The organism is Psychromonas sp. (assembly GCF_047632955.1).
Classification (GTDB): Bacteria; Pseudomonadota; Gammaproteobacteria; order Enterobacterales; family Psychromonadaceae; genus Psychromonas.
Map to the genome: position 1 here is coordinate 69,934 of NZ_JBLIED010000009.1, position 25,030 is coordinate 94,963.

Below are 25,030 nucleotides of genomic sequence, written 5' to 3' on the forward strand. Positions count from 1 at the left end.
AAGGTAAGCAATAAATCGAAAATCCTCTCTTATCAGCCTGCCCTATAATATTTGTCACGGAAAAAGCCCCAAAAAAAAGTGTAATTTAATTACGTAAAAATAAATAAAATCTTTTGAAAACAAAAATAACCTTACATTTTTGTAATTAAATTACAAAACAACTTGATCAATGTCTCATTAAATCGTATTATGACCTCGATTCGAAGAGCCACCCTAAGGTAAAAGAGTCATATTTAGTAATTAAATTACATTGAAAAATAAATTTGCTTTAATCAGCAGATACAAAGAAAAATAGAAAAGGAAAAAACATGAAAAATGTTAAACAAATAAAAGAAGCTCTATTACAAATAGAAAAAAAGAGCAAAGTACGTAATATTACAAATCGTGCATTTGCAACATTGCGTTCAAACTATAGCTTCACTTACCAAGACTAATAACCACTAAAGGGCATATTGCCCTCTAGTGGTTATCTAGCAATGGTCCCCCTCTTTGATATAAAAAGTCCCCTATAAAAAATCCCCGTTCATTCTTCTATTGATTGTATTTTTATTTCTATAGATCTGCTTTAAGCATATAAATTTTGATTAATTAGCTCAAAACTTGAGAACCAACATTTGAGAACACTGCCGTTTGCGGAACAACAGATAATGCGCAGTATATGTTCAACCAAGCTAATTAATTTAATAAAAACGATCAACGAATGCGGCTAATACACTAGAAAGTTATATTGATAAAAAACTGTAACGATAAAAACAAAGCAATAGATGATTTTAAAAAAAATGAGTCGGTCTGAGAAGCGGCAATGCTCTTTATCCTGGAATCGGCAGGGGTCTTATGATCAATTTATGGAAATACTATTTTTATAAATTGAGTAAGAGGAGATGTGAAAGCGGTTGTTTATAAGAAGGTTTATAAAAAGGTATGAAAATTGTCGGAGTCCTGAATCACAAAAGAGTCGTTATATTTGCCGACTCTTTTTTAATTCAGGAAAGAAAAACCTCCTGAAATTTTATTACTCATCTTGCGGAATTAATAAAGGCGTTGTATGACCGCAGGCAGAACAATGACCTTCATTTCCGTAACTTGCGGCAGTAAAAGAATGTTTATGACATTCTGGACATGGATCTAAAAATAAAATTCCCCCTATTCGCTGGACAAAATTACGACTATCTTCTATTTCGGGTCTTTTATTAACCATAAAATTTCTCCCCAATCTAACATTTCTCACTATTAAAGATATTATTGATACCGTAAAAGTCAAACACAACAGAAGATAACCTGTCTTTGTCTATAAATTTTAATATAAGATGAACACCGATCGTCGACCGACACTCTCTGTTATTTATAATCTTTGTCAGGCCTGCTAACAATGTAAAGTTGAAGGTTAAAGAGTGTCATTATCTTTTTGCAATAGCACCCAACTAACTGAAAATTATCAACTATCACTGCTTAAGCAGCGGTTCAGTGAAATGATTTCCTAATCTAAACTCGATCATCCGAGTAAATATCAATTGACGGACAAATCACTCGAAAATACATACTCAAGTGATTTGTGGATAGAATACCAAATCATCCAATAAGTGGAGTTGGTACAAGCCCTGCTACCTTATTTAATAAAGGGCGTATTGGTTGTTACATGTAAGTTCTGAGCTCGATGACGCAATAGATGGTCAAGTAATGTAATGGCCATTTGTGCTTCTGCAATAGGCACCGCACGAATACCAACACAGGGATCATGGCGCCCCTTGGTTATCATCGAAGTCGCTTCGCCATTGCTGGTAATAGTACGACCCGGGATAGTTAAACTTGATGTCGGTTTTAGAGCGATATGCGCGATAATATCCTGGCCTGTTGAAATCCCGCCTAATATGCCGCCCGCATGGTTTGATAAAAACCCTTCCGGCGTCATTTCATCACGGTGCTCAGTCCCCTTTTGACTAACAGATGCAAAACCGTCACCGATTTCAACACCTTTAACCGCATTAATACTCATTAATGAATGCGCGAGCTCTGCATCTAAACGATCAAATACCGGCTCGCCCAAGCCAACGGGTACACTCGATGCGACCACAGTTACTCTCGCCCCCACGGAGTTACCCTCTTTAATCAGCGCTTTCATATAATCTTCAAGCTCGCTGATTTTGGACAGATCCGGAAAGAAAAAAGGATTGTTTTCAACTTCATTCAAATCAATTGAATCAGGTTTAATATCACCTAACTGACTTAAATAACCACGAATGACAATACCAAACTGTTCATTTAAATATTTTTTTGCAATCGCGCCGGCGGCAACACGCATCGCAGTTTCGCGCGCAGAAGAACGACCTCCCCCTCGGTAATCCCGGTGTCCGAATTTTTGATGATAAGTATAATCCGCATGACCCGGACGGAACAGATCCTTAATTTCAGAATAATCCTTGGAGCGTTGATCAGTATTTTCAATCATTAAACCGATACTGCAGCCGGTTGTTTTACCTTCAAAAACACCGGAAAGAATTTTAACTTGATCCTTCTCCTGGCGCATCGTTGTATAGCGCGACTGCCCCGGACGACGGCGGTCTAAATCATGCTGCAGATCTGCTTCACTGATTTCTAAATTTGGTGGAATGCCATCCACGATGCAGCCTATTGCGGCACCGTGACTTTCGCCAAAGGTGGTTACTTTAAAAAGTTGACCAATACTGCTGCCCGCCATAATTATTTCCCGTTCTTAAATTGTACAAAACTGCAGATAATAAAAATTTGCCGCAGTTACTTTGCAATATTGTTTAAAAAATTAAATTTTAATTTTATCAAGTTGTGCTTTGGTTAACACAAATACACCATGACCGCCCGCTTCAAACTCAATCCATGTAAATGGAATTTCAGGGTAAGCTTCTTGAAGGTGGACTTGAGAATTACCCACTTCGACAAATAGTACTCCATCTTCATTTAATTTTGAACTGGCTTGAGACAACATTTTACGAACCAGATCTAAACCATCAATGCCGCAAGCTAATCCTAATTCCGGTTCGTGCTTATATTCACCGGGTAAATTATCCATATCCTGTGCATCAACATAGGGAGGATTAGACACAATAAGATCATATTTTTCATTTTCAATACCGGAAAAAAGATCCGATTGAATTGGAAAAACCTGTTGTTCCAGGCCGTGACCCTGAATATTGATTTCAGCAACGTCCAATGCATCTTCAGAAATATCAACGGCATCTACTTCGGCTTCCGGAAATGCATAGGCACAAGCAATCGCAATACAACCGCTGCCGGTGCACAAATCTAATATGCGTTTAGGCGCATTGGATACCCAAGGTGCAAAATGTGCTTCAATTAATTCAGCAATCGGTGACCGAGGAACCAGAGTACGCTCATCAACATAAAACTCCAAGCCGGCAAACCAAGCTTTATTAGTTAAGTATGCAACCGGAATGCGTTTTTCAATACGCACCACAATTCTATCCACCAGCATTTCACGCTCGCGGCGTGTTAAACGTGCATCCAGAATCGTAGGTTTACTGTCTAACGGTAAATGCAGAGAAGGCAAAATAAGCTGTATCGCTTCATCCCACGCATTATCGGTACCATGACCGTAAAAAAGCTCTGCACGATTAAATTCTGTTGCCGCCCAACGCAACAGATCTTGGACTGTTAGCAGTTCATTTATTGCTTCTTCTTTAAAAATCGTATCCAATCTATTCTCCAATTAAGGTAAACTCTTTTGGCGTACAAAACAGTGTAGGAAAGACCATGACCGATAAAAATAAAAATGATGATTTTTCACTGTTTAGTGCAGAGTTTTCAGGTATAAAAAAATTACGGCAGGATACCATAAAACTGCCGACTAAAAATATCAAGAAGAGGCAGATTCTTAAACAAATTCGTGAAGAGTCATTTGAAACAAGCCATTTTTCCGATGGTTTTGAACCTCACTTGGCCGAAGAGGGACCGGTGCGTTACAGACGCCAAAATGCCGACAAGTATTTGCTTAAGCAGTTACGACGCGGCGATTTTTCACCTGAAATTATTTTAGATTTGCACGGTTTAACTCAGGAAGAAGCTAAACGTGAATTGGGAGCACTGATCACCTGCTGTAAAAAAGAGGGATTATATTGCTGCAGTGTGATGCACGGTGTGGGTAAACATATTTTGAAAAAAAAGGTGCCCCTATGGTTAGCCCAACATCCGGATATTTTAGCTTTCCATCAGGCACCATTAGAGTTTGGCGGACACGGTGCTTTATTGGTATTAGTGGAACTTGAAGACTGGCAAAAAAAACGCGAGTATGAAAGATAATTGTCGCTGTGAGGAAAACAACTATTATAACTGACTCAGGTTAGCTATTTTCGATCCTAAAACCTGCATCTTATCTTCAGTTAGTTATAATAATAACAATAAAAAAATCAACTATTCGACCAAGGCTAACCTATGATACTAACTGATAAAGCTTGGTATAAAAGCTACCCCAGTGATGTTCCCCGCGAAATTAATGTTACTGAGTTCGATAATTTATTAGCCTTGTTTGAACATTGCAGCGAAAAATACTCTGCTAATATTGCCTTTATCAATATGGGCCATTCGCTCACATATCAACAGTTAGATTTAAAAAGTAAAGCATTTGCAGCTTATTGTCAAAATACACTCAAAATGCAGCCGGGAGAGCGGGTCGCACTGATGATGCCTAATCTGCTGCAATATCCAATTGCATTATTTGGTGCATTACGGGCAGGCTTGGTAGTGGTTAATGTTAATCCGCTCTATACCCCAAGAGAGCTGCGCCAGCAATTAAAAGATTCCGGTGCGACGGCCATTGTCGCGGTCACCAATTTTGGTAACAGCCTGCAGCAGGTTTTAGGCGACACCGACATTAAACATATTATTTTAACCAGCATTGGTGACCAATTAGCCCCCTACAAACGCAGCTTAGTTAATTTTGTGGTCAAATACATAAAAAAAATGGTGCCAAAGTATTATCTGCCGTCCGCTATTTCAATGCGCAGGGTACTGACCCAGGGCGCTTTACAGCACTATGACAGACCGACTGTTTTATCTTCGGATATGGCATTTTTACAATATACAGGGGGAACCACGGGTATTGCTAAGGGCGCAGTATTAACCCATCAGAATATCGCTGCCAATGTGCTTCAGGTTTTCGCTCATTTCGGCCCGAGAACATTATTGGATAAAGAAAAAGCGGTGACACCTTTACCGCTTTACCATATTTTCGCCAATACCGTCAGCATGATGATGCTGATGTTTATGGGCGGACAAAATCTGTTGATAACAAATCCACGGGAGATCAAAAGTTTCGTAAAAGACTTACAAAAATACCCCTTCACTATGTTATTCGGCCTCAACACCCTGTTTAACGGTTTATTAAAAAATGCGGCTTTCAGAAAACTCGATTTCAGCCAGGCACGCATTGTTATTGCCGGTGGTATGGCGACCCAGAAACATATAGCGACCGAATGGGAGGCATTGACCGGCATGAGCATTATTGAAGGTTATGGACTAACCGAATGTTCGCCCGTTGTCGCCGGCGGAATGCATACCCAACAAACCTTTCAAGCGAACATTGGTGTACCGCTCCCGAGTACCGACATACGTATTGCCGATCAAAACAATAATCCGCTTGCCGCGGATGAAATGGGTGAGATACAGATTAAAGGCCCGCAGGTGATGGCCGGTTACTGGCAACAGCCACAGGAAACCGACAATGCCTTTACTCAAGATGGTTTTTTTAAAACCGGGGATATTGGTCAAATGGATGCTCACGGGATTTTCACCCTTGTGGAGCGCAAAAAAGATATGATTTTAGTCTCCGGATTTAATGTTTATCCCTCGGAAGTTGAAGAGATAGCAGCGCTTCATCCAAAAATCATTGAAGCAGCCGCCATTGGCGTTGCCGATGATGTTAGCGGCGAAAAAATAAAATTATTCTACGTCAGCAGCAGTCCTTTAAGCGCGAAGGAGATTCGATCTCACTGTAAAAAATATCTGACCGGTTATAAGATCCCGAGCTTATTTGAACAAAGAGAAGAACTGCCTAAAAGTAATGTCGGCAAGATACTGCGTAAGGATCTCAGGTAAATAACATTTATAACCTTATTTAACTTTAAACATTCTTTTTATCAGCTGAACGAACCGGCAATCAATAGCAGCTCAATGACAATAAACTCCAAAATAACTGTTTTGCACAGACGATAAAAGCAAAAAATGGCGATGACTCATTATTCGGTGAGTAAATTTAGTCATTAAAATTTAAATGATTTTATTAATTTGTTTATTTATTATTCGTTTTTTAAGACGAAGTGTAATGCGGTTCACACTTTTCACTGGTATACTCTGCGACCGAAGATTAGAGGGTAATGTTTTTATATAACGTTACTTTTAAATTTAAAGAATTTTACCGTGGAGTGAACAATTATCATTAGTACAGCTAACATCACCATGCAGTTTGGCGCTGAGCCTTTGTTTGAAAACATTTCAGCTAAATTTAGTAAGGGCAACCGCTATGGTCTAATTGGCGCCAACGGTTGTGGCAAATCTACTTTTATGAAAATCCTCAGTGGTGAGCAGGCACCAAGCTCAGGTAATGTGTCTCAATCAGTCGGGCTTAAAGTGGGAATTCTAAGTCAGGATCAATTTGCGTTTGAGCAATATAATGTCATTGATGTTGTCATAATGGGTGATATTGCATTATGGAAAGTTAAACAAGAACGTGATCGTATCTACGCGAAAGCTGAAATGACCGAAGCTGACGGCATGGCCGTTGGCGAATTGGAAAGTGAATTTGCTGAAATGGATGGTTACACCGCAGAAAGTCGTGCCGGTGAAATCTTGTTAGCCGCGGGTATTGAAGAAGAGTTTCATTTTGGCTTGATGCAGCAAGTTGCACCGGGCTGGAAATTACGCGTATTGCTCGCACAAGCTCTGTTTGCTAACCCCGATCTTTTGCTGCTTGATGAGCCTACCAACAACCTCGACATTAATACTATTGACTGGTTATCGGGCGAGCTTAATCAACGTAAATGTACCATGATCATTATTTCTCATGACCGTCATTTTTTAAATTCAGTATGTACGCATATGGCCGATATTGATTACGGTGAATTACGTATCTACCCAGGTAATTACGAATACTTCATGGCCGCAGCGGGTTTGATTCGTGAACAATTATTGGCAGAAAATTCCAAGAAAAGTGCTGAAATTAACGAATTACAGGACTTTGTCAACCGCTTTGGAGCTAATGCATCGAAGGCCAAACAGGCAAGTTCACGCGCTAAAAAAATGGATAAAATCAAACTTGATGAAGTCAAACCATCAAGTCGTATGTCGCCTTCATTAAGTTTTCCAGAAGGTAAAAAAATGCACCGCCAGGCGTTAATCCTGGAAGATATTGGCCACGGTTTTGATGATCAGATGTTATTCCAGGGTGGTGAACTGATTTTAGAAGCCGGTGCAAAATTAGCCATTATCGGTGAAAATGGTGTCGGTAAATCCACTTTGCTGCGTTGCTTGGTAAATGAACTGCAAAACAATGAAGGTGTGGTTAAGTGGTCTGAAAATGCATCTGTCGGTTATTGCCCGCAGGACAGTACAGCAGACTTTGATAATGACTTAAATCTGTTTGATTGGATCTCACAATGGCGCACCATTAAACACGATGACCTTATCGTGCGGGGCATGTTGGGGCGTTTATTATTTACCGCCGATGATGCTAATAAAAAAGCCAGAAACTGCTCCGGTGGTGAAAAAAACCGTCTTCTGTTTGGCAAGTTAATGATGCAGGATATTAACGTATTAGTCATGGATGAGCCTACTAACCACATGGATATCGAAGCGATAGACGCATTAAATGATGCGCTGAAAGTTTATCAGGGTACCTTGATTTTTGTCAGTCACGACCGCAAATTTGTGTCATCATTAGCGACGCGCATTATCGATATTAAAGATAAAACGCTGGTTAACTTCCAGGGTACTTATAATGAGTACCTTGCTAATCAGCGCTTCGCTTAATAGCGCCATGTAAATAATCAACAGTCAGTTAATTAATCACTTAATTTTCTGACTGTGCTTTCAGCTTAACCCCTTTCCATAATAATCAGTAACTTAAATCCCCCTCAAAATCATTCTATTGGTTTTGTAACATCTGCCGCCCGTAGGTCACTATCTGTTGATAAATTTGTTTATTTAAGCCTTTAGCAACTGTGCCAGTAAAGTATTTGCTGCAAGCTCAAGAACTGCATTTAATGCAGACAAACATTTTTAATTATACTTCCATCATTAAAACGTGCAAAATCCTGCCTCTATTAAAAATAAAGGTTTTAAATCAAATGAGTTTACTATTGTTAGCAAAAGGATTTGCCCTTGGGATCAGCATGATCCTTCCCATCGGGAGTCAAAATGCAATGATGTTAAATCAGGGAATTAATCGTAATCATCATTTGATTACCGCATCACTTTTTGCGCTTTCAGACATTCTATTAATTAGCTTTGGTGTGATGGGTGGGAGCTTTCTGTTAGCCAGTAATGAAATGATCTTTGATTTGTTAACTTGGGGAGGCATTATTTTTTTATGCAGTTACGCGGTGATGTCAGTAAAATCAGCCTTCGGCGGAGCCGTTGATGGTAATGCTCACAGGTCAGCAAAAAAATCCTTAAAAATAGTCTTAATCAGCAGCTTCTTAGTGACCTTTTTAAATCCCCATGTGTACATTGATATGCTTATGATCATCGGCAGTGTTGGCGGGCAATATCAGGGCAGCAATAAAATATACTTTATGCTTGGGCTTATGTCGGCATCGGTTTTTTGGTTTTTCACCTTAGCAATAGGGGCTGCTAAATTGTCAAAACAGCTCAGTAAACCCCATATCAAAGCGGCCATTGATATGACTGTCGCGGTTATTATGTTTTCAATTGCCTGGTCATTGCTGACAACCTGGTTAGCGGGATAAAGGGGTGTTTTTCTGAGCGCTGAAAAAGTCCAAACAACCCCGGTTTTTAATAAAAACCGGGGTTGTTTGGAATTATCTAAAATAAATCAGCTCGATGATTAATTGGCGCTACTTTCATCCAACAAGGTTTCAAGGCAATGCTCTTTAATACCGTAATATGCTTTAATGTCCGCGATCTGTTTGAGTATTTCAGGATTTTTCTTGGCGCCGTGCTGGCTTTTTTTAACGGCTAAAATCATTTTATTTTTATTGGTATGCTCGAGGCTAATAAATTCAAATACTTTGGTTGTATAACCGTGTGCTTCTAAAAATAGTGCGCGTAGCGAATCAGTCACCATTTCCGCCTGTTGTCCCATATGCACACCATACTGCAGCATAGGTTTGAATAATTCAGGGCTGTGCATTTGCGGGCGGATCTGTTTATGACAGCATGGCGAGCACATAATAATGCCGGCATTAGCACGAATACCATAATGAATCGCATAATCCGTGGCAATATCACAGGCATGCAGTGCAATCATTACATCTGTTTGTTTGGGCGCATGGGTTTTGACATCGCCGCAAACAAATGATAATCCCTGGTGATCCAGTGTGGCAGCCGTTTCATTACATAAATCGGCTAATCCCTGACGTAATTCAACTCCTATTACCTGAGCATTATTATTCAGGCTATGGCGTAAATAGTCATGAATGGCAAAGGTTAAATATCCCTTACCCGAACCAAAATCAACCACCTTAATAGGCTGATCACCCGCTTGCGGTGAGACGCTCAAAGCCTGGCTAAATACCTCAATAAATTTATTGATCTGCTTCCATTTTTTCGACATGGCAGGAATAAGATTATGCTGCTTGTCTGTTACCCCGAGGCTGGCTAAAAATGGACGGTTAATATCCACAAAACGTTTTTTTTCACGGTCATGCTGTAACGGAGAGCTATTCGTTTCTTTCATTTTATGACTAACTTCTTTGACTTTATGAATCGTTATTTTGATTTTACCTTTTTTACTGATTTCCAACTGCGTTTCAAGGGTTTCTGCAGACAAGTAGGCACTTTTAAAATCATCTTTTAATAACAACTTAATGGCAGCTATTCCCTCTTGATAGGAATAATTTTTAGTAATATCATTGGTTTGATGACGGTAAACAAACGACAGCACAGGCTTGTTTTGTAAGCTTACGGGGCGAATAGTAATACGTTGTAAGCTCTTATCAGGACCTCGGTATTTGCTTAATAACAGTTTTGTAAAACTGTTATTTTCAAGGCTTTCGGCCAATAGTTGGTAAAAATCATCAAAAGAATTGAGTGCAGAATGGGGCATAAAGTTTTCCGGGAAAGTACAAAAGAGTAAACAGATGCTTATGTTAACAGTTATCTGTGCTTAATAATAAATTTCTTGGTTTTTGAGGAAAATGACACCGCTTGGAATACAGGCTTAATAGCAGGCTCTTCTTTTAAGAAAAAGGTCGCATATTGCAGCAGCCAAACCACCGCTAAAGTGGTTTGGCATTACTTATCTCGCGGTTAACATTCTCTTAAATAAAAGACGTTAAATTTTTTGCATAAAAGTTAAGCACTTTTTATAAAAAATTAGCGCTTAGACAATAATTTCAGCATAAAAATAAGCGCGCTAAAAGCGATAAATGAGGCAACCAGAGAGAGGCTTAGGGAATCGGTAAAGCCTATCACCACAAAACCCACCGCAGAAACACCTGCCACCGACAGTGCATAGGGTAATTGGGTGGAGACATGATCGATATGCCTGCAGCGCGCGCCAGTGGAAGAAAGAATAGTGGTATCCGAGATAGGTGAACAGTGATCGCCAAACACCGAGCCTGCCAGTACCGCGCTTAACATAGGTAACATTAAGCCTATTTCTGTTGCCCCTGCCATATCACCGGCAATCGGCAGCATAATGCCAAAGGTACCCCAGGAGGTCCCGGTAGAGAAGGCCATTGCCCCCGATAAAATAAACAGAATGACAGGCAACCACTGCACGCCAATATTACCCTGCACTAATGAAGATAAATAAGCACCGGTTTGCATATCACCTATTACAGTGCCGATTGCCCAGGCAAAAAACAGAATGACAATCGCACCAAACATCGATCTGGCGCCAATCCAAGAGGCTTTAAAAATAAACTTTAAGGCTATTTTTTGTTTGAAAACAGTGAATAGAGCAAAGATCAGTCCAACCAGTCCACCGTAACAAAGTGACATACCAACATCGGTATTTTCAAATGCTCCCAGTACTGAAAACGCTTGACCATTGGCTGCCAATGCCAGGTTCCCGGTGTATTGCATAAAGAACAGGGTTGCTGCAATCAGCGACAAAATCGGTAAAACAAGATCTGACACTTTACCTTTTTCACTTTCGTCAATGCCAAATTCATCATGCAGATCGACAGCTTGTTGATCGCCATTGGTTAGCGCGCCATTTTTTTCTGCTTCAATTTCATGGCTTTTCATCAAACCAACATCGAGCTTGAACCAAATAACCGCAAAAACCATTAACAGGGTAAAAACGGCATAAAAATTCATCGGAATCAGTCTAACGTAAGCGCCTAACGCAGAGTATTCAGTAATACCGTGACTTAATAAAATACCACCGATAATAGTCATAATGTAGGCACCCCAGCTGGAAAGAGGCATTAATATGCACATAGGAGCTGCGGTCGAATCCAATATATAAGCCAGTTTTGAACGAGACACATGGAACCTGTCCGTCACCGGCCTGGCAATTGAACCGACAGCCAAACTATTAAAGTAATCATCTATAAAAATAAATACGCCTAAAAATGCAGCTAACAGGGATGCGCCGCGTTTATCTTTAATATGCTCGAGTGCCCATAAAGCAAAAGCACGGGTGCCACCCGAAAGCGTCAAGATTGCCGTCATCATGCCCAGCAGCAGCAGGAATGCCACGATACTCATATTCCAGGTATTGATTCCGCCCTCTTCCATCAACACACTTTTAACCGTGTTGAGAATATAAACCGCACCCTCTGAAAATGAAAAATCTACCAATAATAACGCACCAAAAACGATACCTAATCCTAAAGAGAGCAAAACACGACGGGTAATAATTGCCAGACCTAATGCGACCACTGCCGGCATAACTGACAGTGGAGAGGTTGCAAAATCGGTTAAAATCATTAATTCTACCTTTACTTTTTATTTGTATTTATAGTTGGAAACGGAAAAGCCTCCTACTCTTAAAAAGAGAGGAGGCTTACTTTTTTAACAGACCGGTTAGCAACCGGTCATTTTTTAAGTGACCTTAATTAGATAACATTAAGGAGCCAGCCATGGCTTCAAGGTTAGAAGAGCCCATCAAGTATGCATCAATCGCACGGGATGCTTCACGGCCTTCATTAATACAACGAACGATTAATGATTGCCCGGTACGCATATCACCAGCGGCAAAAACACCTTTTTGGCTAGTTGCAAAATCAGACGTTTGCACATTACCACGCTCATCCAATGCAATATTAAGCTGCGCTAAAATACCCGTCGGCTCCGGGTGTAAGAAACCCATTGCTAAAAAGGCTTTAGTACAGGGAATGGAACGGACAGTACCTTCAATCTCGGTGAAATTAGGACGCTTACCCGGTTCCGATTTTTCCCACTCAATATCAGCAACCACTAACTCTTTGACATTGCCGTTTTCATCACCAATAAATTTCTTGGTAAGAATAGACCAATGACGCTCTGCACCTTCTTCGTGCGAAGTGGTGGTTTTCATTATCATAGGGTAAGAAGGCCAAGGCATATTAACCGTACGTTTTTCAGGCGGAACAGGCATGATTTCTACCTGCGTAACGCTTGCTGCCTTATGACGATTAGAGGTACCAACACAGTCAGAGCCGGTATCACCACCACCGATAACAACAACATGATCGTCTTTGGCGTGGATATCGTCTCCTTTAATCTCCATGCCGTTAGCACGGCGATTATTTTGACCCAGGAATTCCATTGCGAAATGGACACCCTTAAGTTCCCGGCCCGGAATAGGTAAATCACGGGGCACCGTTGAACCACCGGTTAATAACACCACGTCAAACTGCTTATGCAACTCTTTAGCGTCAAAATCAACGCCGATGTGTGCATTCACAACCATTTTGATACCAGCGGCTTCCAAAACTTCGATTTTACGATCTATGACATCCATACCAAGCTTAAAGTCAGGAATACCAAAGCGCATTAAACCGCCGACTTTCTCGTCACGTTCATAAACAGTAACCGTATGACCGGCACCGTTTAGCTGCTCAGCGGCAGATAAACCCGCAGGTCCGCTGCCAACGATAGCAATGGTTTTTCCCGTGCGTGCGGTTGGAATTTTGGGTTTAACGTAACCATTTTCATAGGCTTTTTCGGCAATGGTTTTTTCTATATTACAAATCGTCACGGGATCCTGGTTAATACCAAGAACACATGAAGTCTCACAGGGTGCAGGACATACGCGCCCGGTGACTTCCGGAAAGTTATTTGTTGAACTCATGATTTCCCAAGCTTCTAACCAACTTTCACGGTAAACCGCATCATTGAACTCGGGAATAATGTTCCCAATCGGACAACCGTCATGACAAAAAGGCACACCACAATCCATACAACGCGAAGCCTGGTCATTAATTTTGCTGCCAAACTCCTCATCTTGTACAAACTCTTTATTATTTTTGAGACGCTCTTCTACTGGTAATTTACCAGGTAGTTCACGGCCTAATTCTAAAAATCCAGTTGGCTTACCCATTACACGTCTCCTATCTTGGATGCATCAAGAGTTGTTTCTTTAGCCGCTTGTTTCTCACTATCCGAGATACTCTTTTTTGCAAGCTGAAGGCCCTTATTTTTTTTCGCCAGTAAAACCGCTTTGTAATCACGCGGCATCACTTTTCTGATTTGAGCAAGACTTGCTTCGGGGTCAGCTAAAAATTCCTGAGCAACGTTTGATTCAGTTAACTCGAAATGTTTAGTCACTTTAGCAAGTAGCAGTGCCTTATCTTCTTCCTCGAGCGGATCAATATCCACTAATTCCATATTACAATTACTGGTAAAGCACTGCTCCCGATCCCAAACATATGCCACACCGCCACTCATTCCCGCAGCGAAGTTACGTCCGGTTACACCCAGAACGATAGCGATACCGCCGGTCATATATTCACAGCCGTGATCGCCAATACCTTCAACAACCACTTCGGCACCGGAGTTACGCACGCAGAAACGTTCACCTGCCATACCATTAATGTATGACTCGCCAGAAGTAGCACCGTAGAAACATACATTACCAATAATGATGTTATCTTTAGCAACAACCGTTGAGTTGCGGTATGGGTAAATGACAATTTGCCCACCCGATAAACCTTTACCCCAGTAATCGTTGGCATCACCCTCGACGGTAAATTCAACACCTTTAGCCAGGAAACAGCCAAAAGATTGTCCAGCAGAACCGGTGAATTTAACCTGCATCGGTTTTGGCAGACCCTGATCAAAGTACACTTTTGAGATTTCGTTAGAAAGCATAGTACCGCAACTGCGATCGGTGTTTTTGATAACAAACTCAGCGCTGACCGCTTCACCTTTTTCAAGCGCAGGTTTAGCAAGCTTGATTAACTCTCTATCTAAGACGTTTTCAAGATTATGCTTTTGAGTGGTTTGATTAAACAAACCATCTGCTGCTTGAGCAGGTTCTTTGAATAAAATAGTACTTAAATCTAAGTTCTTGTATTTCCAATGTTTAATATTGTCACGCACTTTCAGGTTTTGGGTTTGTCCAACCATCTCATTGATAGTTGCATAACCAAGCATCGCCATATTTTCACGCATTCCTTCTACCAGATATTGGAAGAAAGTCACAACATCATCAACACGACCATCAAAACGCTCACGCAGGGTTTTATTTTGAGTAGCTATGCCCACGGGACAGGTATTTAAATGACACTTGCGCATCATAATACAACCTTCAACAACCAGCGCAGCGGTTGCAACTCCCCACTCTTCCGCACCGAGTAATGCAGCAACCGTCAGGTCACGCGGCGTTTTCATCTGCCCATCGGCCTGCACAACAATACGGTTACGCAAACCATTTTTAAGCAGGGTCTGGTGCGTTTCAGCCACACCAAGCTCCCATGGTAAACCCGTGTGACGGATAGATGATAGCGGCGATGCACCTGTACCACCGTCAAAACCGGCGATTAGAACAACGTCTGCTTTGGCTTTACAAACACCCGAAGCAATTGTTCCCACACCCGCTTCCGATACCAGTTTGACATTCACACGCGCTTTACGGTTGGCATTTTTCAAATCGAAAATAAGCTGTGCTAAATCTTCTATTGAATAGATATCATGATGTGGCGGTGGCGAAATCAAACCAACACCCGGCGTCGAGTGACGAGTACGCCCAATCCAGTCATCCACTTTATGGCCCGGTAATTGACCTCCTTCACCCGGCTTAGCACCCTGCGCCATTTTAATCTGAATTTCAGCAGCATTAGTCAAGTAGTATGAAGTCACACCAAAACGACCCGATGCTACCTGTTTAATCGCAGAACGTTCCCAATCACCATTTTCTTTTGGTAGGAAACGCATTGGATCTTCACCACCTTCACCGGAGTTGGATTTTGCACCAATACGGTTCATTGCAATCGCCAGGGTTGAGTGGGCTTCATGAGAAATAGAACCAAAGCTCATCGCGCCGGTAGCAAAACGTTTTAAAATATTGTCAGATGATTCAACCTCATCCAGCGATATTGGTCCCGTTGCATTAGGTACAAATTCAAACTGACTGCGCAGTGTCGCAGCATCATCGCCCTGCGAATCAACGGCTGCACAATACTCTTTAAACTGTCCATAATTTTTATTACGCGTTGAATTTTGTAATAAAGGGATGGTAGTCGGGTTAAATAAATGTTTTTCACCACGCTGTTTCCATTGGTAAACACCGCCCACGTCTAAACGACTGGCGGGTACTTCACGGAGCGGATAAGCAAAACGATGGCGGATTAGAATTTCAGTGGCAATATCATCAATTGATAAACCCTGAATACGCGTCACTGTGCCTTTGAAGTAACTGTCAACGACTGATTTACTGACCCCTAAGGCTTCAAATATTTGCGCACCCTGGTAAGACTGAATGGTTGAAATACCCATTTTAGAGAATATTTTCAGCAGACCGCCGTCGATCGCAGATTTGTACGATGCAAAAAGTTCCGCGACTTTTTTATCTGCAGGTAGACGTTTTTTGGTCTGCAGGTCAATAATCATCTCTTCAATCAAGTAAGCATTAACCGCCGATGCACCGTAACCGATGACCGTTGCAAAATGATGTGTTTCACGAACATCACCAGTTTCAACGACGATATCACAAAGTGCACGCAAACCGCGTTTGATCAGGTAGTGATGCACCGCACCGGTAACTAACATGGCAGGAATAGGAGCATGATCAGAGGTCGCACTGCGATCCGAAAGAATAAGAATCGAATAACCGTCATGAATCGCATCTTCCGCATAACGACAAATACGATCTAAAGCTCGCGCTAATTTACCCGGCTCACCCGTGGCTAAAAATAAAGTATCTAATGTTTTAGCCTGCAGGTTTTTATCATCCAGGGCATTAATTTTTTGCAGTTCGGCGTTACTTAATACCGGAGACTCAAGCTCGACTTTATGACAATGCTCGGGTGTTTCCGATAACAGATTTTGATCTTTACCCAAGTAAGTTTTCAGCGACATAACCATACGTTCACGAATCGGATCGATTGGCGGGTTAGTTACCTGTGCGAACAACTGCTTGAAGTAATGAGATAAATGCTGAGATTGATGAGAAAGTACAGCAAGTGGCCAATCGACACCCATTGCGCCCAAAGGCTCTTTACCTTCACGAAGCATCGGCAAGACAATATCATTAACCTCTTCCGAAGTTACACCAAAACCTTGTAAACGGCGCAATAACTGACCATCTTTCGGCTGAAGATTACGCTCCAGTGCCGCAGGCTGGTTTTCCAACTTAACCAGGTTATCCGCTAACCATATTTCATAGGGTTTTCTTGCTGCAATACTGCCTTTTATTTCATCATCGGAGATGATTCGGCCCTGTTTAAGGTCCGCTACAAAAATACGACCAGGTTGCAGACGACCACGCAGTTTAATATTTTCGGGGGCAATATCAACCACACCCGTTTCCGATGCCATGATTAAGAAATCATCTTTAGTCACACAATAACGTGAAGGACGCAGACCATTCCGATCCAGCGTAGCACCCACTTGCACACCATCGGTGAAACAAACAGAAGCCGGGCCATCCCAAGGTTCCATTAAGTTTGCATGGTACTGGTAGAATGCACGGCGCTTAGGATCCATATCTTCGTTTTCTTGCCAAGCTTCAGGGATCATCATCATTAATGCGTGCGGCAGACTGCGACCGGAAAGCACTAATAGCTCTAAGGCCATATCAAAACTGGCGGAGTCAGACATACCATCGGTACAGATTGGCATTAACATATCAAGCTCTGAACGGGTAAAAAATTCAGCTTGCAGCAAAGCTTCACGTGCTTTCATCCAGTTAATATTGCCGCGTACGGTATTAATTTCACCATTGTGCGCGATATAACGGAAAGGCTGCGCTAAACGCCAGCGCGGGAAGGTATTAGTAGAGAAACGCGAATGTACCAGTGCAAGCGCGGTCACCATGCTTGGGTTTTGTAAATCAAGGAAGTACTGAGGTACCTGTTCAGTGGTTAGCTGACCTTTGTAAACGATCGTTTTATAAGAAAATGTATTGATGTAAAAATTATCTTCGATGTCATCAACGGATTGTAAACAGATACGTGTTGAATAATTACGCAGAATAAATAATTTACGCTCTAAGACTGCGGGCTCCATCTCGGGCCCCCCGGTTACAAACATATGTTCGAACTGTGGTTCAGTGCTTAGAGGATCTTCACCAATCATTGAATTATCAGTAGGAAGAACACGGTAGCCTATCAGCTCCAGACCTAAACGTTGCACATTTCGTTCTAATATTTCACGGCATTCTTTACGTTGATTATTATCTTTTGGAAAGAGGATGGTACCTACGCCATACTGGTCGAATTTTGGTAAAGTAATACCAAGTTTTAACGCTTCAGTTACTAAAAACTCATGCGGTTTTTGTAAAAGAATACCGGCACCGTCACCACTGCACGGATCACAGCCTTGACCACCCCGATGCTCCATACGTGCTAGCATGTCTAAGGCTTGGGTCACAATGGCATGTGACTTGCTGTTTTTCAAGTGTGCAACAAAGCCGATACCGCAGGCATCATGTTCCATCTCTGGCACATAAAGGCCTTGAGCGTTTTGCTCTTTATTAGTCATAAATACGTCCTTCAAGATAAAACGGTAATGAAAATTATACTGTTTTACTTCTATTGTTTTCAAAGTGCTAGTTAAGGCTTAATTTGTAGGTAAACACAAAAATAAGCAATCAATATTATTTTATAGAAAGGAAACTACTGTTAGTAGGGGCAAAATTGCACTTTTAAAAACTTCCTAATTCAAAAAATAACGCTAATAGCGTCCTTACATAAGCCAAAGCCCATGTAACATTGCTCTTTAATCAATCTAATGACAGGGAAAATCTGTTCCTCATTCTACCGCCTCAATAATATAAAATCCAATTTTGTTAATCTGAAATTTTTTTTATGTTAACAGCTTGTTAAATAAGGTTTTAACATAAAAAACCTTCCTTATTACCGGTTTAATTCATCTCTTTTTACGTGACGCTTGAAAAAAGTAAGATGAAAAATGCTTAAAACAGCAAAAAAAGCGGTAGTTATGTAAAATAAACGATTAAAAATTCATTAGCCAGCATAATTTCACATTAGTGATAAAAAATCTAGGAGGGATTTTATCATCATCTGTCGCGTTGAATTTGTCGAATAGGGAATATTTGCTGTGCGGATTTTTTTAAAAAGCTTGTTAGGCTGGTTTGAGGTTGTCTTCCTATAAGTCTATTTTACCCCGTGGATATTGGGTTAATTTGGAATAAAAGCTATTTCACCGGCTTTTATTCCTATTTTTCCGGTTGGCTGCAGATAAAATGGACAAAAGGCAACACTATTTTTTAGTGATAACCAAAATCACTTCGCCGACCCTGAATCCCCATTTGCTGATAAAACTGCGATTTATCACCACATTATTATCCACCTGATATAACCAATCATCAAAGGTCACCCGCACCTCTTTACCATCAACGGGCAGATCTAATTGATAATCCCAATGCAGTGCAAAACCGTTACTTTCTCCAACAGCGCTACCAACTACATCTCCCGCAGTGCCGGCATAGTGCCCGTTACTTAATTTAGTGATTTTCCAGGTACGTGTGGTTTTCTCACCGTCATCAAAGATAAACCATTCCTCTAATTTACCCTGTCCGTCTTTCCAGGTACCGAGCATCTCTACCGTAAAGCGTCGTGTTACTTTTCCGCCGCGATCCATAACAATACCCTGCGCTTGTAATGGCCCTTTAAAATAACTTTCAACATCAAACGCCGGGGAACTATTTGCATAATCATCCAGGCTTTGGGAACTGCATCCAAAAATCATCAAGCTGAACATTAAACCAAGCAATATTTTCATTTTATTTCACCTATTAATTGTCTGCGCAAATCAGGCTCACTGGTTTTTTTTGATAACCATATATCCAGAAAAGCGCTGCTTAAATCAGGGTTTTTAATATTCCCTAATAAACGATTATTATGATAAAAAGCCCCTTGCCCGTTTTTTGCCACTAAAAAAGTGATTGTATCGCCACTGCTAACATCTGGCCATAAGGAAACAAATTCGCTTAACCAGGGTTTATATAACTGACTGTCAACATTCATTTTTTGCCACTCTTCACCGGTGGATTTAATCAACCACTCTTTCTTAAAAGCGCGCTGGTAGCGGATCTCTAATGCCTGCGGATATTTTTGGTGTACATAACGGCCGTCGGCGCTATGTAATGAAACTTGATAAATATCCATAAATAACCAGGAGAGCTCTCCTTTACCAACGGTTTTAAGTTGCGCCATAAGATTTGGATATGGCAGATTTGAATACGCCAGGTTAGAAAACAACAAAGCAGCAATAAAACTTAATAATAGAGGTATTTTTTTAGCTGGATTTTTGTTCAACGTTGTCATAATAATCACCGTAGATTCGTACTATAAATAGATATACGGGTAGCAGTATTGACCAGATCACTATCAATACAAATAATGTCTGTAAATGGGGGAGCGGAAAATCAACCGCGCCGAATTTGTACCCTGCGTAATAGCTGAGCGGTCCAAATAAACCACCAAATACAACTTGCAAATAGACAGGGATTTTATTCAACCAGGACATACCATGGTTCAGTGCTACTGCAAAGTGAGTCCATAATAAAACCAACCAGAAAGGTAAAAGCAGCGTATCCGGAAAGACCATCAAGCCCAGCCAGGATATCAACAGGTCGACGGATCCCCCTATTAAGGTGATAGTGATTAAACTGGCTAAATCATATTTTCGATTAGGCGAAAAATAAAAATGTACCAGTAAGGCAAATATTAAAAACAGCTGCCCACTGGTGGTAAAAAATACAGCAACAAACCACATTAATTGGAAGAAAACCAAATTAAACCAGTAAAAGTGGTTGGTAATAAAACGGCGCATATTAAAAAATCAGCTTCTAAAAGCGGGTTTAGCGGCAATCAGATGCACCGCACTGATATTTCTTTCTAAAAAAGCGCCTTCGCAATAACAGAAATAAAAACGCCACAAACGGATAAAATCATCATTATATCCCAATTTTTTTATCTCCTGCAGAGAGGACTCAAACTGCTCACGCCAATGGTTTAATGTTTGAGCATAGTCCATGCCCATATCATGCAATGAAGTGATCACCATATCGGTTTTATGATTGATATTATTGGCCATCACACTGATCGAGGGCAAACAACCACCGGGAAAAATATAACGCTGAATAAAATCCACGCTGGAGCGGTACTGGTCATAGCGTTGATCAGCAATGGTAATCGCTTGAATCAACATTTTCCCATGGGGTTTGAGGTGTTTATTACAGGTTGCAAAAAAGCTTGCCAGAAACTCATGGCCTACGGCTTCAATCATTTCGATTGACACTAACTTATCGTATTGCCCACTCAGATCCCGATAATCAGATTTTAATAATGTAATCTGCCCTTCTAACCCCAAGCTTTTGATACGTGCTTGGGTGTATAAAAACTGCTCTTCAGAAATAGTAGTAGTGGTGACTTGTACGCCATAATGCTGCGCAGCATAAATTGCCAGAGCACCCCAGCCTGTTCCTATCTCCAGCAATGTTTCGCCTTTTTGTAACCCTAATCTTTCACAAATGGTTTTTAATTTATGCAGCTGGGCTTCCTCTAAACTGGCATCTATGCGGGGATAAATTGCACTTGAATAGAGCATCTCTTTGTCTAAAAATTGCTGATAGAGATCATTGCCAATGTCATAATGTGCAAGAATATTCTTTTTTGAGCCGCTACGGGTATTTTTACGCGCTTTATGATAAATCCAGCGGGGAACTGCCATCACTTTTGCCACACGTTTTTCAATTTCGTCCTGCACCCCCTGCTCACGGCCTAACACTTGAATAACTTTAGTTAAATCGGGACTGCTCCACCAGCCTTGAATATAAGACTCACCTGCCGCGACACTGCCACCGAACAATATTTTTCGATAGGTTTTGCTGTTTTTTATAACAATTTTGCCTTTTAAGTTTGCCTTGGGATCACCTAAGGTAATTTCCTGTTGCTCATCAACTAATATCAAACAGGCCTGCTGCATTTTTCCTAATATCGAGACCAAAATCCGTTTAGCAAACTGATCTATATAAGCCATTGTTTTAGTATTTGTACTTAGCTGTGTGGTGTTAACGGGCATGATCAATTTCCTTTTTTTACAGAGTGACCAACAAAAGGCACCCCTTTAATAAACAGTTTTAAAGCTTGCCAATAAATACCCGCCAGGGTTTTTAGGGTCATCACCGGGATATTAAACAAACATTTTCGTAAATTTTTATTACTAAATTCGATACTTTTCATATTCAAGCTGGCGCTAAATATTTTTTTATTACTGTGGTTCTCAATATGCAAACTCAGCTGTTCTGCCGGATTTTTAATACGCCAATGGTACTGCATCTGCAGATCCATAAAGGGAGACACTGAAAATGTTTTATCACAGATTAAATCGCTATTTATATCAATGAGGTAATAGTGTCGTTCGTTCCAAGGTGTATTACTGACTTCGGCTAACAAGTAACTTAATTGGTCATTTTCCCGATAGCAGTAATATAAATTTATCGGACTGAAATACAGCCCAAAACAGCGCATCTGTCCAATAAACATAACCCGTCCGGCTAAATTCTCTCCGCCTAACTGCGCTACCTTTTGCCAAACAAGTTGTTTATTAATGGTTTTTTTATGCTCTAAATAATCTCTCGATCGAAAACTTAAAGGGGCAAATTTATCCCACTTAAACCACCGGCCAAGTTCACTGAGTTTTTCTATCTCATCAAGGTCAATCGCCAACAAAAACAGTTTGTAGGAAAAATGATGCTCACGTGGTGTAAGGCGTTTATGACTGACTTCACCAACATAAATACAAGAGTTAAGCTTTTCCATTAAATAATCCTCTTTTAACCAAGCTCAAAGAGAAACACCAAAACGACGGCACACATCAAGCGCACTCTTTACACCATCTTCGTGAAAACCGTTATACCAATATGCACCGGCAAAATGGGTATTATTTTGCCCGCAAATAGTTAATCTGTTTTTTTGCGCGTCAATAGAAGCCCGGTTGAAAACCGGATGAGAATAGTTAAACCGTCCCAAAACTTTATCTGCCGCTATCGACTCAGTTTGATTTAGAGTAATGCAAAAGGTCGGTGCATCAGCAGGCAAATTTTGCAATATATTCATATTATAAGTCACCGCAACAGGCCGCTGGTTATCACTGTTCAAGTGATAATTCCATGCTGCCCAAGCCCGTTTCTTTTTCGGCAGCATGTTTATATCGGTATGTAAAACCACCTCATTTTTTTGGTAAGCCATTTTGCCGAGGATATTCTGTTCATCCGGACTTAAGTCTTTGAGGATGGACATAGCTTGATCGCTGTGACATGCCAAAATCACCTCGTCGAAACGTTGCCAATCGCCCTGCGCTATTTTTAATTTAATATGGCCCTTCTCACGGACAATTTCAGAGACTGGCGCATTAAGCTGTATTTGTGCTTCAAAACCTTTAATCAGTGGTTTTATGTAGGAATCAGAACCATTAGGGACCACATACCATTGCGGACGGTCATTAATCGTTAATAACCCGTGGTTGTAGAAAAACCGCACAAAGAAATACACCGGGAAAGCTTCCATATCCTGCAGGCTTGCAGACCAAATAGCGGCCCCCATGGGTAATATATAATGTGACCGGAAATATTGACTAAATCCTTGTTTATCCAAAAAATCGCCTAAACTGAGCTGCTCATCCAGAGTTTTATTTTCCCAGGCTGACTGACATAATTGATTAAAACGCAGGATCTCTTTAATCAGTTTAAGAAATTTAAGATTAATCACGTTACTACGTTGCGCGAATAAAGCATTTAAACTACTGCCGCTGTATTCAAGCCCGGTATCTTCATTTTTAACACTAAAACTCATTTCAGTAGCCACTCTGTCGATACCAATCTTGGCCATCAATTTTTCGAAATTTGGATAAGTTCTGTCATTAAAAACAATAAAACCGGTATCAAGTCGCCACTTTTTTCCCTGATAGTGGATATCTTTTGTTGCCGTATGTCCGCCGATATAATCACCGGCTTCAAAAACACAGATATCATATTTATCATGTAACAGATGCGCGCAGGTCAGTCCTGAAATACCACTTCCTATAATGGCTATTTTTTTCATTTATTAATCATCCTTGTGGAAATAAAAGACCAAACAAAGTCCGGTAACCAGGCAAATATTTTAAGCGTAAAAGTAAAAACAGCAGGAAAGTGGATCTCTCTTTTACCCTTAAGCAATCCCTTAAAAATATAATCAGCAGCCTTGTCGGAAGATATCAGCATCGGCATGGAAAAAGTATTTTTGTCCGTTAAGGGCGTTTTCACAAAGCCGGGATTAATCAGGCAAACATGGATTTCATCCTTAACAAGATCCATGGCTAAGGTTTTAGCTAAATAAGCAACCCCCGCTTTACTGGCTCCATAGGCTTCGGCCCGGGAAAAAGGCAGATAACTTGCGCTTGAGCCCATTAAAGCTAATTGCCCGCCTTTTTTTATTTTTGGTAAGACACTTTGTAAACAATAGCCCAAAGCGATTAAATTGGTGGTAATAACACGAGCAAACAGATCCCCGTCAAAATTTTTAGCATCATTGATATATTCGCAGCTTCCCGCATTTAAAATAACCACATCCAACTCAGGCAGTGTTGCCAGAGCCTCTATGACTTGTTCTCTATCGGTGAGATCAAAATTTAATGTTGAGACATTTTTTAAAACACCTATTTCAGCCAATGCTTGCTGATTACGGCCACAGGCAATAACGTCATAATTGCGTCTCTGATAAAGCAAACACAAGGCTTTGCCAATACCTGAGGTTGCGCCGGTAATTAGAATACGTTTCATGATGCAACCCGCTTTTTAACCGCTCTAATAACACCACCCAGCAAGGGGAGTTGCTCATACAACATCTGTCCCATATCAAGAAAATCCCGGTGGTAATAAATTTTGTCATTAAACTTGAGGTGGGAACATCCATTCACCAAAATAGGAGCACCTTTATTTATTTTTGGATGCGCATATTTCATGGTCCAAATAATAGAAGCCTTGCCCTTCTCCTTAATCACCTCTTCAATGTGGAAATTGCAGTAAACAACATTTTCGTAAAGATGGCTGAAATACGCAGTTAATTGCTCTAACCCTTTGAGGTTGTGCAAGGCATCAATGAAATTTATATCATCACTGTAAACAAGCCCCAACCGGCTTAGATTATTCTTATCTAACCCTTGATAAATACGACAAAAATCATCAACCACTGCAGTTGTCATT

At 40.8% G+C, this 25,030-nt stretch carries 20 protein-coding genes; 5 read left to right on the plus strand and 15 right to left on the minus strand.

Annotated elements, in window-relative coordinates; all coding sequences use genetic code 11:
* Positions 1-308 precede the first annotated feature (308 nt).
* Positions 309-434 carry a hypothetical protein gene (locus ACJAZP_RS08210; protein ID WP_415230259.1) on the plus strand — a complete coding sequence of 42 codons (126 nt, stop codon included), beginning with the start codon at positions 309-311 and terminating at the stop codon, positions 432-434.
* A gap of 578 nt (positions 435-1,012) precedes the next feature.
* On the opposite strand, the gene ACJAZP_RS08215 is transcribed toward ACJAZP_RS08210, so the two are convergent.
* The 3 genes from ACJAZP_RS08215 to prmB all read right to left on the minus strand — a co-directional run bounded on the left by ACJAZP_RS08215 (position 1,013) and on the right by prmB (position 3,688).
* Positions 1,013-1,198 carry a hypothetical protein gene (locus tag ACJAZP_RS08215; RefSeq protein WP_415230260.1) on the minus strand — a complete coding sequence of 62 codons (186 nt, stop codon included), beginning with the start codon at positions 1,196-1,198 and terminating at the stop codon, positions 1,013-1,015.
* 408 nt (positions 1,199-1,606) lie between these two features.
* On the minus strand, positions 1,607-2,695 hold the full coding sequence (gene aroC, locus ACJAZP_RS08220) for a chorismate synthase (RefSeq protein WP_415230261.1): 1,089 nt from the start codon (positions 2,693-2,695) through the stop codon (positions 1,607-1,609).
* An 81-nt stretch (positions 2,696-2,776) separates the two neighbouring features.
* Positions 2,777-3,688 carry a 50S ribosomal protein L3 N(5)-glutamine methyltransferase gene (gene prmB, locus ACJAZP_RS08225; protein ID WP_415230262.1) on the minus strand — a complete coding sequence of 304 codons (912 nt, stop codon included), beginning with the start codon at positions 3,686-3,688 and terminating at the stop codon, positions 2,777-2,779.
* 56 nt (positions 3,689-3,744) lie between these two features.
* On the opposite strand from prmB, the gene smrB reads away from it, so the two are divergent.
* The 4 genes from smrB (at position 3,745) to ACJAZP_RS08245 (ending at position 8,951) form a co-directional block, all read left to right on the plus strand.
* Complete coding sequence (gene smrB / locus ACJAZP_RS08230) at positions 3,745-4,290, plus strand: endonuclease SmrB (protein WP_415230263.1); 546 nt, start codon at positions 3,745-3,747, stop codon at positions 4,288-4,290.
* A gap of 132 nt (positions 4,291-4,422) precedes the next feature.
* Positions 4,423-6,084 (plus strand): AMP-binding protein, encoded by a 1,662-nt coding sequence (locus tag ACJAZP_RS08235; protein ID WP_415230264.1) that lies wholly within the window; start codon positions 4,423-4,425, stop codon positions 6,082-6,084.
* A 336-nt stretch (positions 6,085-6,420) separates the two neighbouring features.
* Positions 6,421-8,013 carry an ABC-F family ATPase gene (locus tag ACJAZP_RS08240; protein ID WP_415230298.1) on the plus strand — a complete coding sequence of 531 codons (1,593 nt, stop codon included), beginning with the start codon at positions 6,421-6,423 and terminating at the stop codon, positions 8,011-8,013.
* Between the two features lie 317 nt (positions 8,014-8,330).
* Positions 8,331-8,951 (plus strand): LysE/ArgO family amino acid transporter, encoded by a 621-nt coding sequence (locus ACJAZP_RS08245; RefSeq protein ID WP_415230265.1) that lies wholly within the window; start codon positions 8,331-8,333, stop codon positions 8,949-8,951.
* Positions 8,952-9,049: 98 nt separating this feature from the next.
* On the opposite strand, the gene ACJAZP_RS08250 is transcribed toward ACJAZP_RS08245, so the two are convergent.
* The 12 genes from ACJAZP_RS08250 to ACJAZP_RS08305 form a co-directional block, all read right to left on the minus strand.
* Positions 9,050-10,270: a class I SAM-dependent methyltransferase gene (locus ACJAZP_RS08250; RefSeq protein ID WP_415230266.1), complete on the minus strand. Its 1,221-nt coding sequence runs from the start codon at positions 10,268-10,270 to the stop codon at positions 9,050-9,052.
* A gap of 269 nt (positions 10,271-10,539) precedes the next feature.
* Entirely contained in the window at positions 10,540-12,105 is a 1,566-nt protein-coding gene (locus ACJAZP_RS08255; RefSeq protein ID WP_415230267.1) for a Na+/H+ antiporter NhaC family protein, read from the minus strand.
* Positions 12,106-12,229: 124 nt separating this feature from the next.
* On the minus strand, positions 12,230-13,699 hold the full coding sequence (locus ACJAZP_RS08260; protein ID WP_415230268.1) for a glutamate synthase subunit beta: 1,470 nt from the start codon (positions 13,697-13,699) through the stop codon (positions 12,230-12,232).
* Positions 13,699-18,300: a glutamate synthase large subunit gene (gltB, locus tag ACJAZP_RS08265; RefSeq protein ID WP_415230269.1), complete on the minus strand. Its 4,602-nt coding sequence runs from the start codon at positions 18,298-18,300 to the stop codon at positions 13,699-13,701. The genes ACJAZP_RS08260 and gltB overlap by 1 nt, the downstream gene beginning before the upstream one ends.
* Positions 18,301-19,041: 741 nt before the next feature.
* Positions 19,042-19,563 carry a DUF3833 domain-containing protein gene (locus tag ACJAZP_RS08270; protein WP_415230270.1) on the minus strand — a complete coding sequence of 174 codons (522 nt, stop codon included), beginning with the start codon at positions 19,561-19,563 and terminating at the stop codon, positions 19,042-19,044.
* Positions 19,560-20,108, minus strand: coding sequence for a chalcone isomerase family protein (locus tag ACJAZP_RS08275; protein ID WP_415230271.1), 549 nt, complete (start codon positions 20,106-20,108; stop codon positions 19,560-19,562). The genes ACJAZP_RS08270 and ACJAZP_RS08275 overlap by 4 nt, the downstream gene beginning before the upstream one ends.
* A complete protein-coding gene (locus ACJAZP_RS08280; protein ID WP_415230272.1) occupies positions 20,080-20,616 on the minus strand; it encodes a DUF2878 domain-containing protein in 537 nt (178 codons plus the stop codon). The genes ACJAZP_RS08275 and ACJAZP_RS08280 overlap by 29 nt, the downstream gene beginning before the upstream one ends.
* A gap of 9 nt (positions 20,617-20,625) precedes the next feature.
* Positions 20,626-21,867 (minus strand): class I SAM-dependent methyltransferase, encoded by a 1,242-nt coding sequence (locus ACJAZP_RS08285; protein ID WP_415230273.1) that lies wholly within the window; start codon positions 21,865-21,867, stop codon positions 20,626-20,628.
* A gap of 2 nt (positions 21,868-21,869) precedes the next feature.
* Positions 21,870-22,607, minus strand: coding sequence for a DUF1365 domain-containing protein (locus ACJAZP_RS08290; protein ID WP_415230274.1), 738 nt, complete (start codon positions 22,605-22,607; stop codon positions 21,870-21,872).
* 24 nt (positions 22,608-22,631) lie between these two features.
* Positions 22,632-23,888, minus strand: coding sequence for an NAD(P)/FAD-dependent oxidoreductase (locus ACJAZP_RS08295; RefSeq protein WP_415230275.1), 1,257 nt, complete (start codon positions 23,886-23,888; stop codon positions 22,632-22,634).
* The gene (locus tag ACJAZP_RS08300) at positions 23,885-24,607 is read right to left on the minus strand and encodes an SDR family NAD(P)-dependent oxidoreductase (RefSeq protein ID WP_415230276.1); all 723 of its coding nucleotides are present in this window, start codon (positions 24,605-24,607) and stop codon (positions 23,885-23,887) included. The genes ACJAZP_RS08295 and ACJAZP_RS08300 overlap by 4 nt, the downstream gene beginning before the upstream one ends.
* Positions 24,604-25,029 carry a nuclear transport factor 2 family protein gene (locus ACJAZP_RS08305; RefSeq protein WP_415230277.1) on the minus strand — a complete coding sequence of 142 codons (426 nt, stop codon included), beginning with the start codon at positions 25,027-25,029 and terminating at the stop codon, positions 24,604-24,606. The genes ACJAZP_RS08300 and ACJAZP_RS08305 overlap by 4 nt, the downstream gene beginning before the upstream one ends.
* Position 25,030 lies beyond the last annotated feature (1 nt).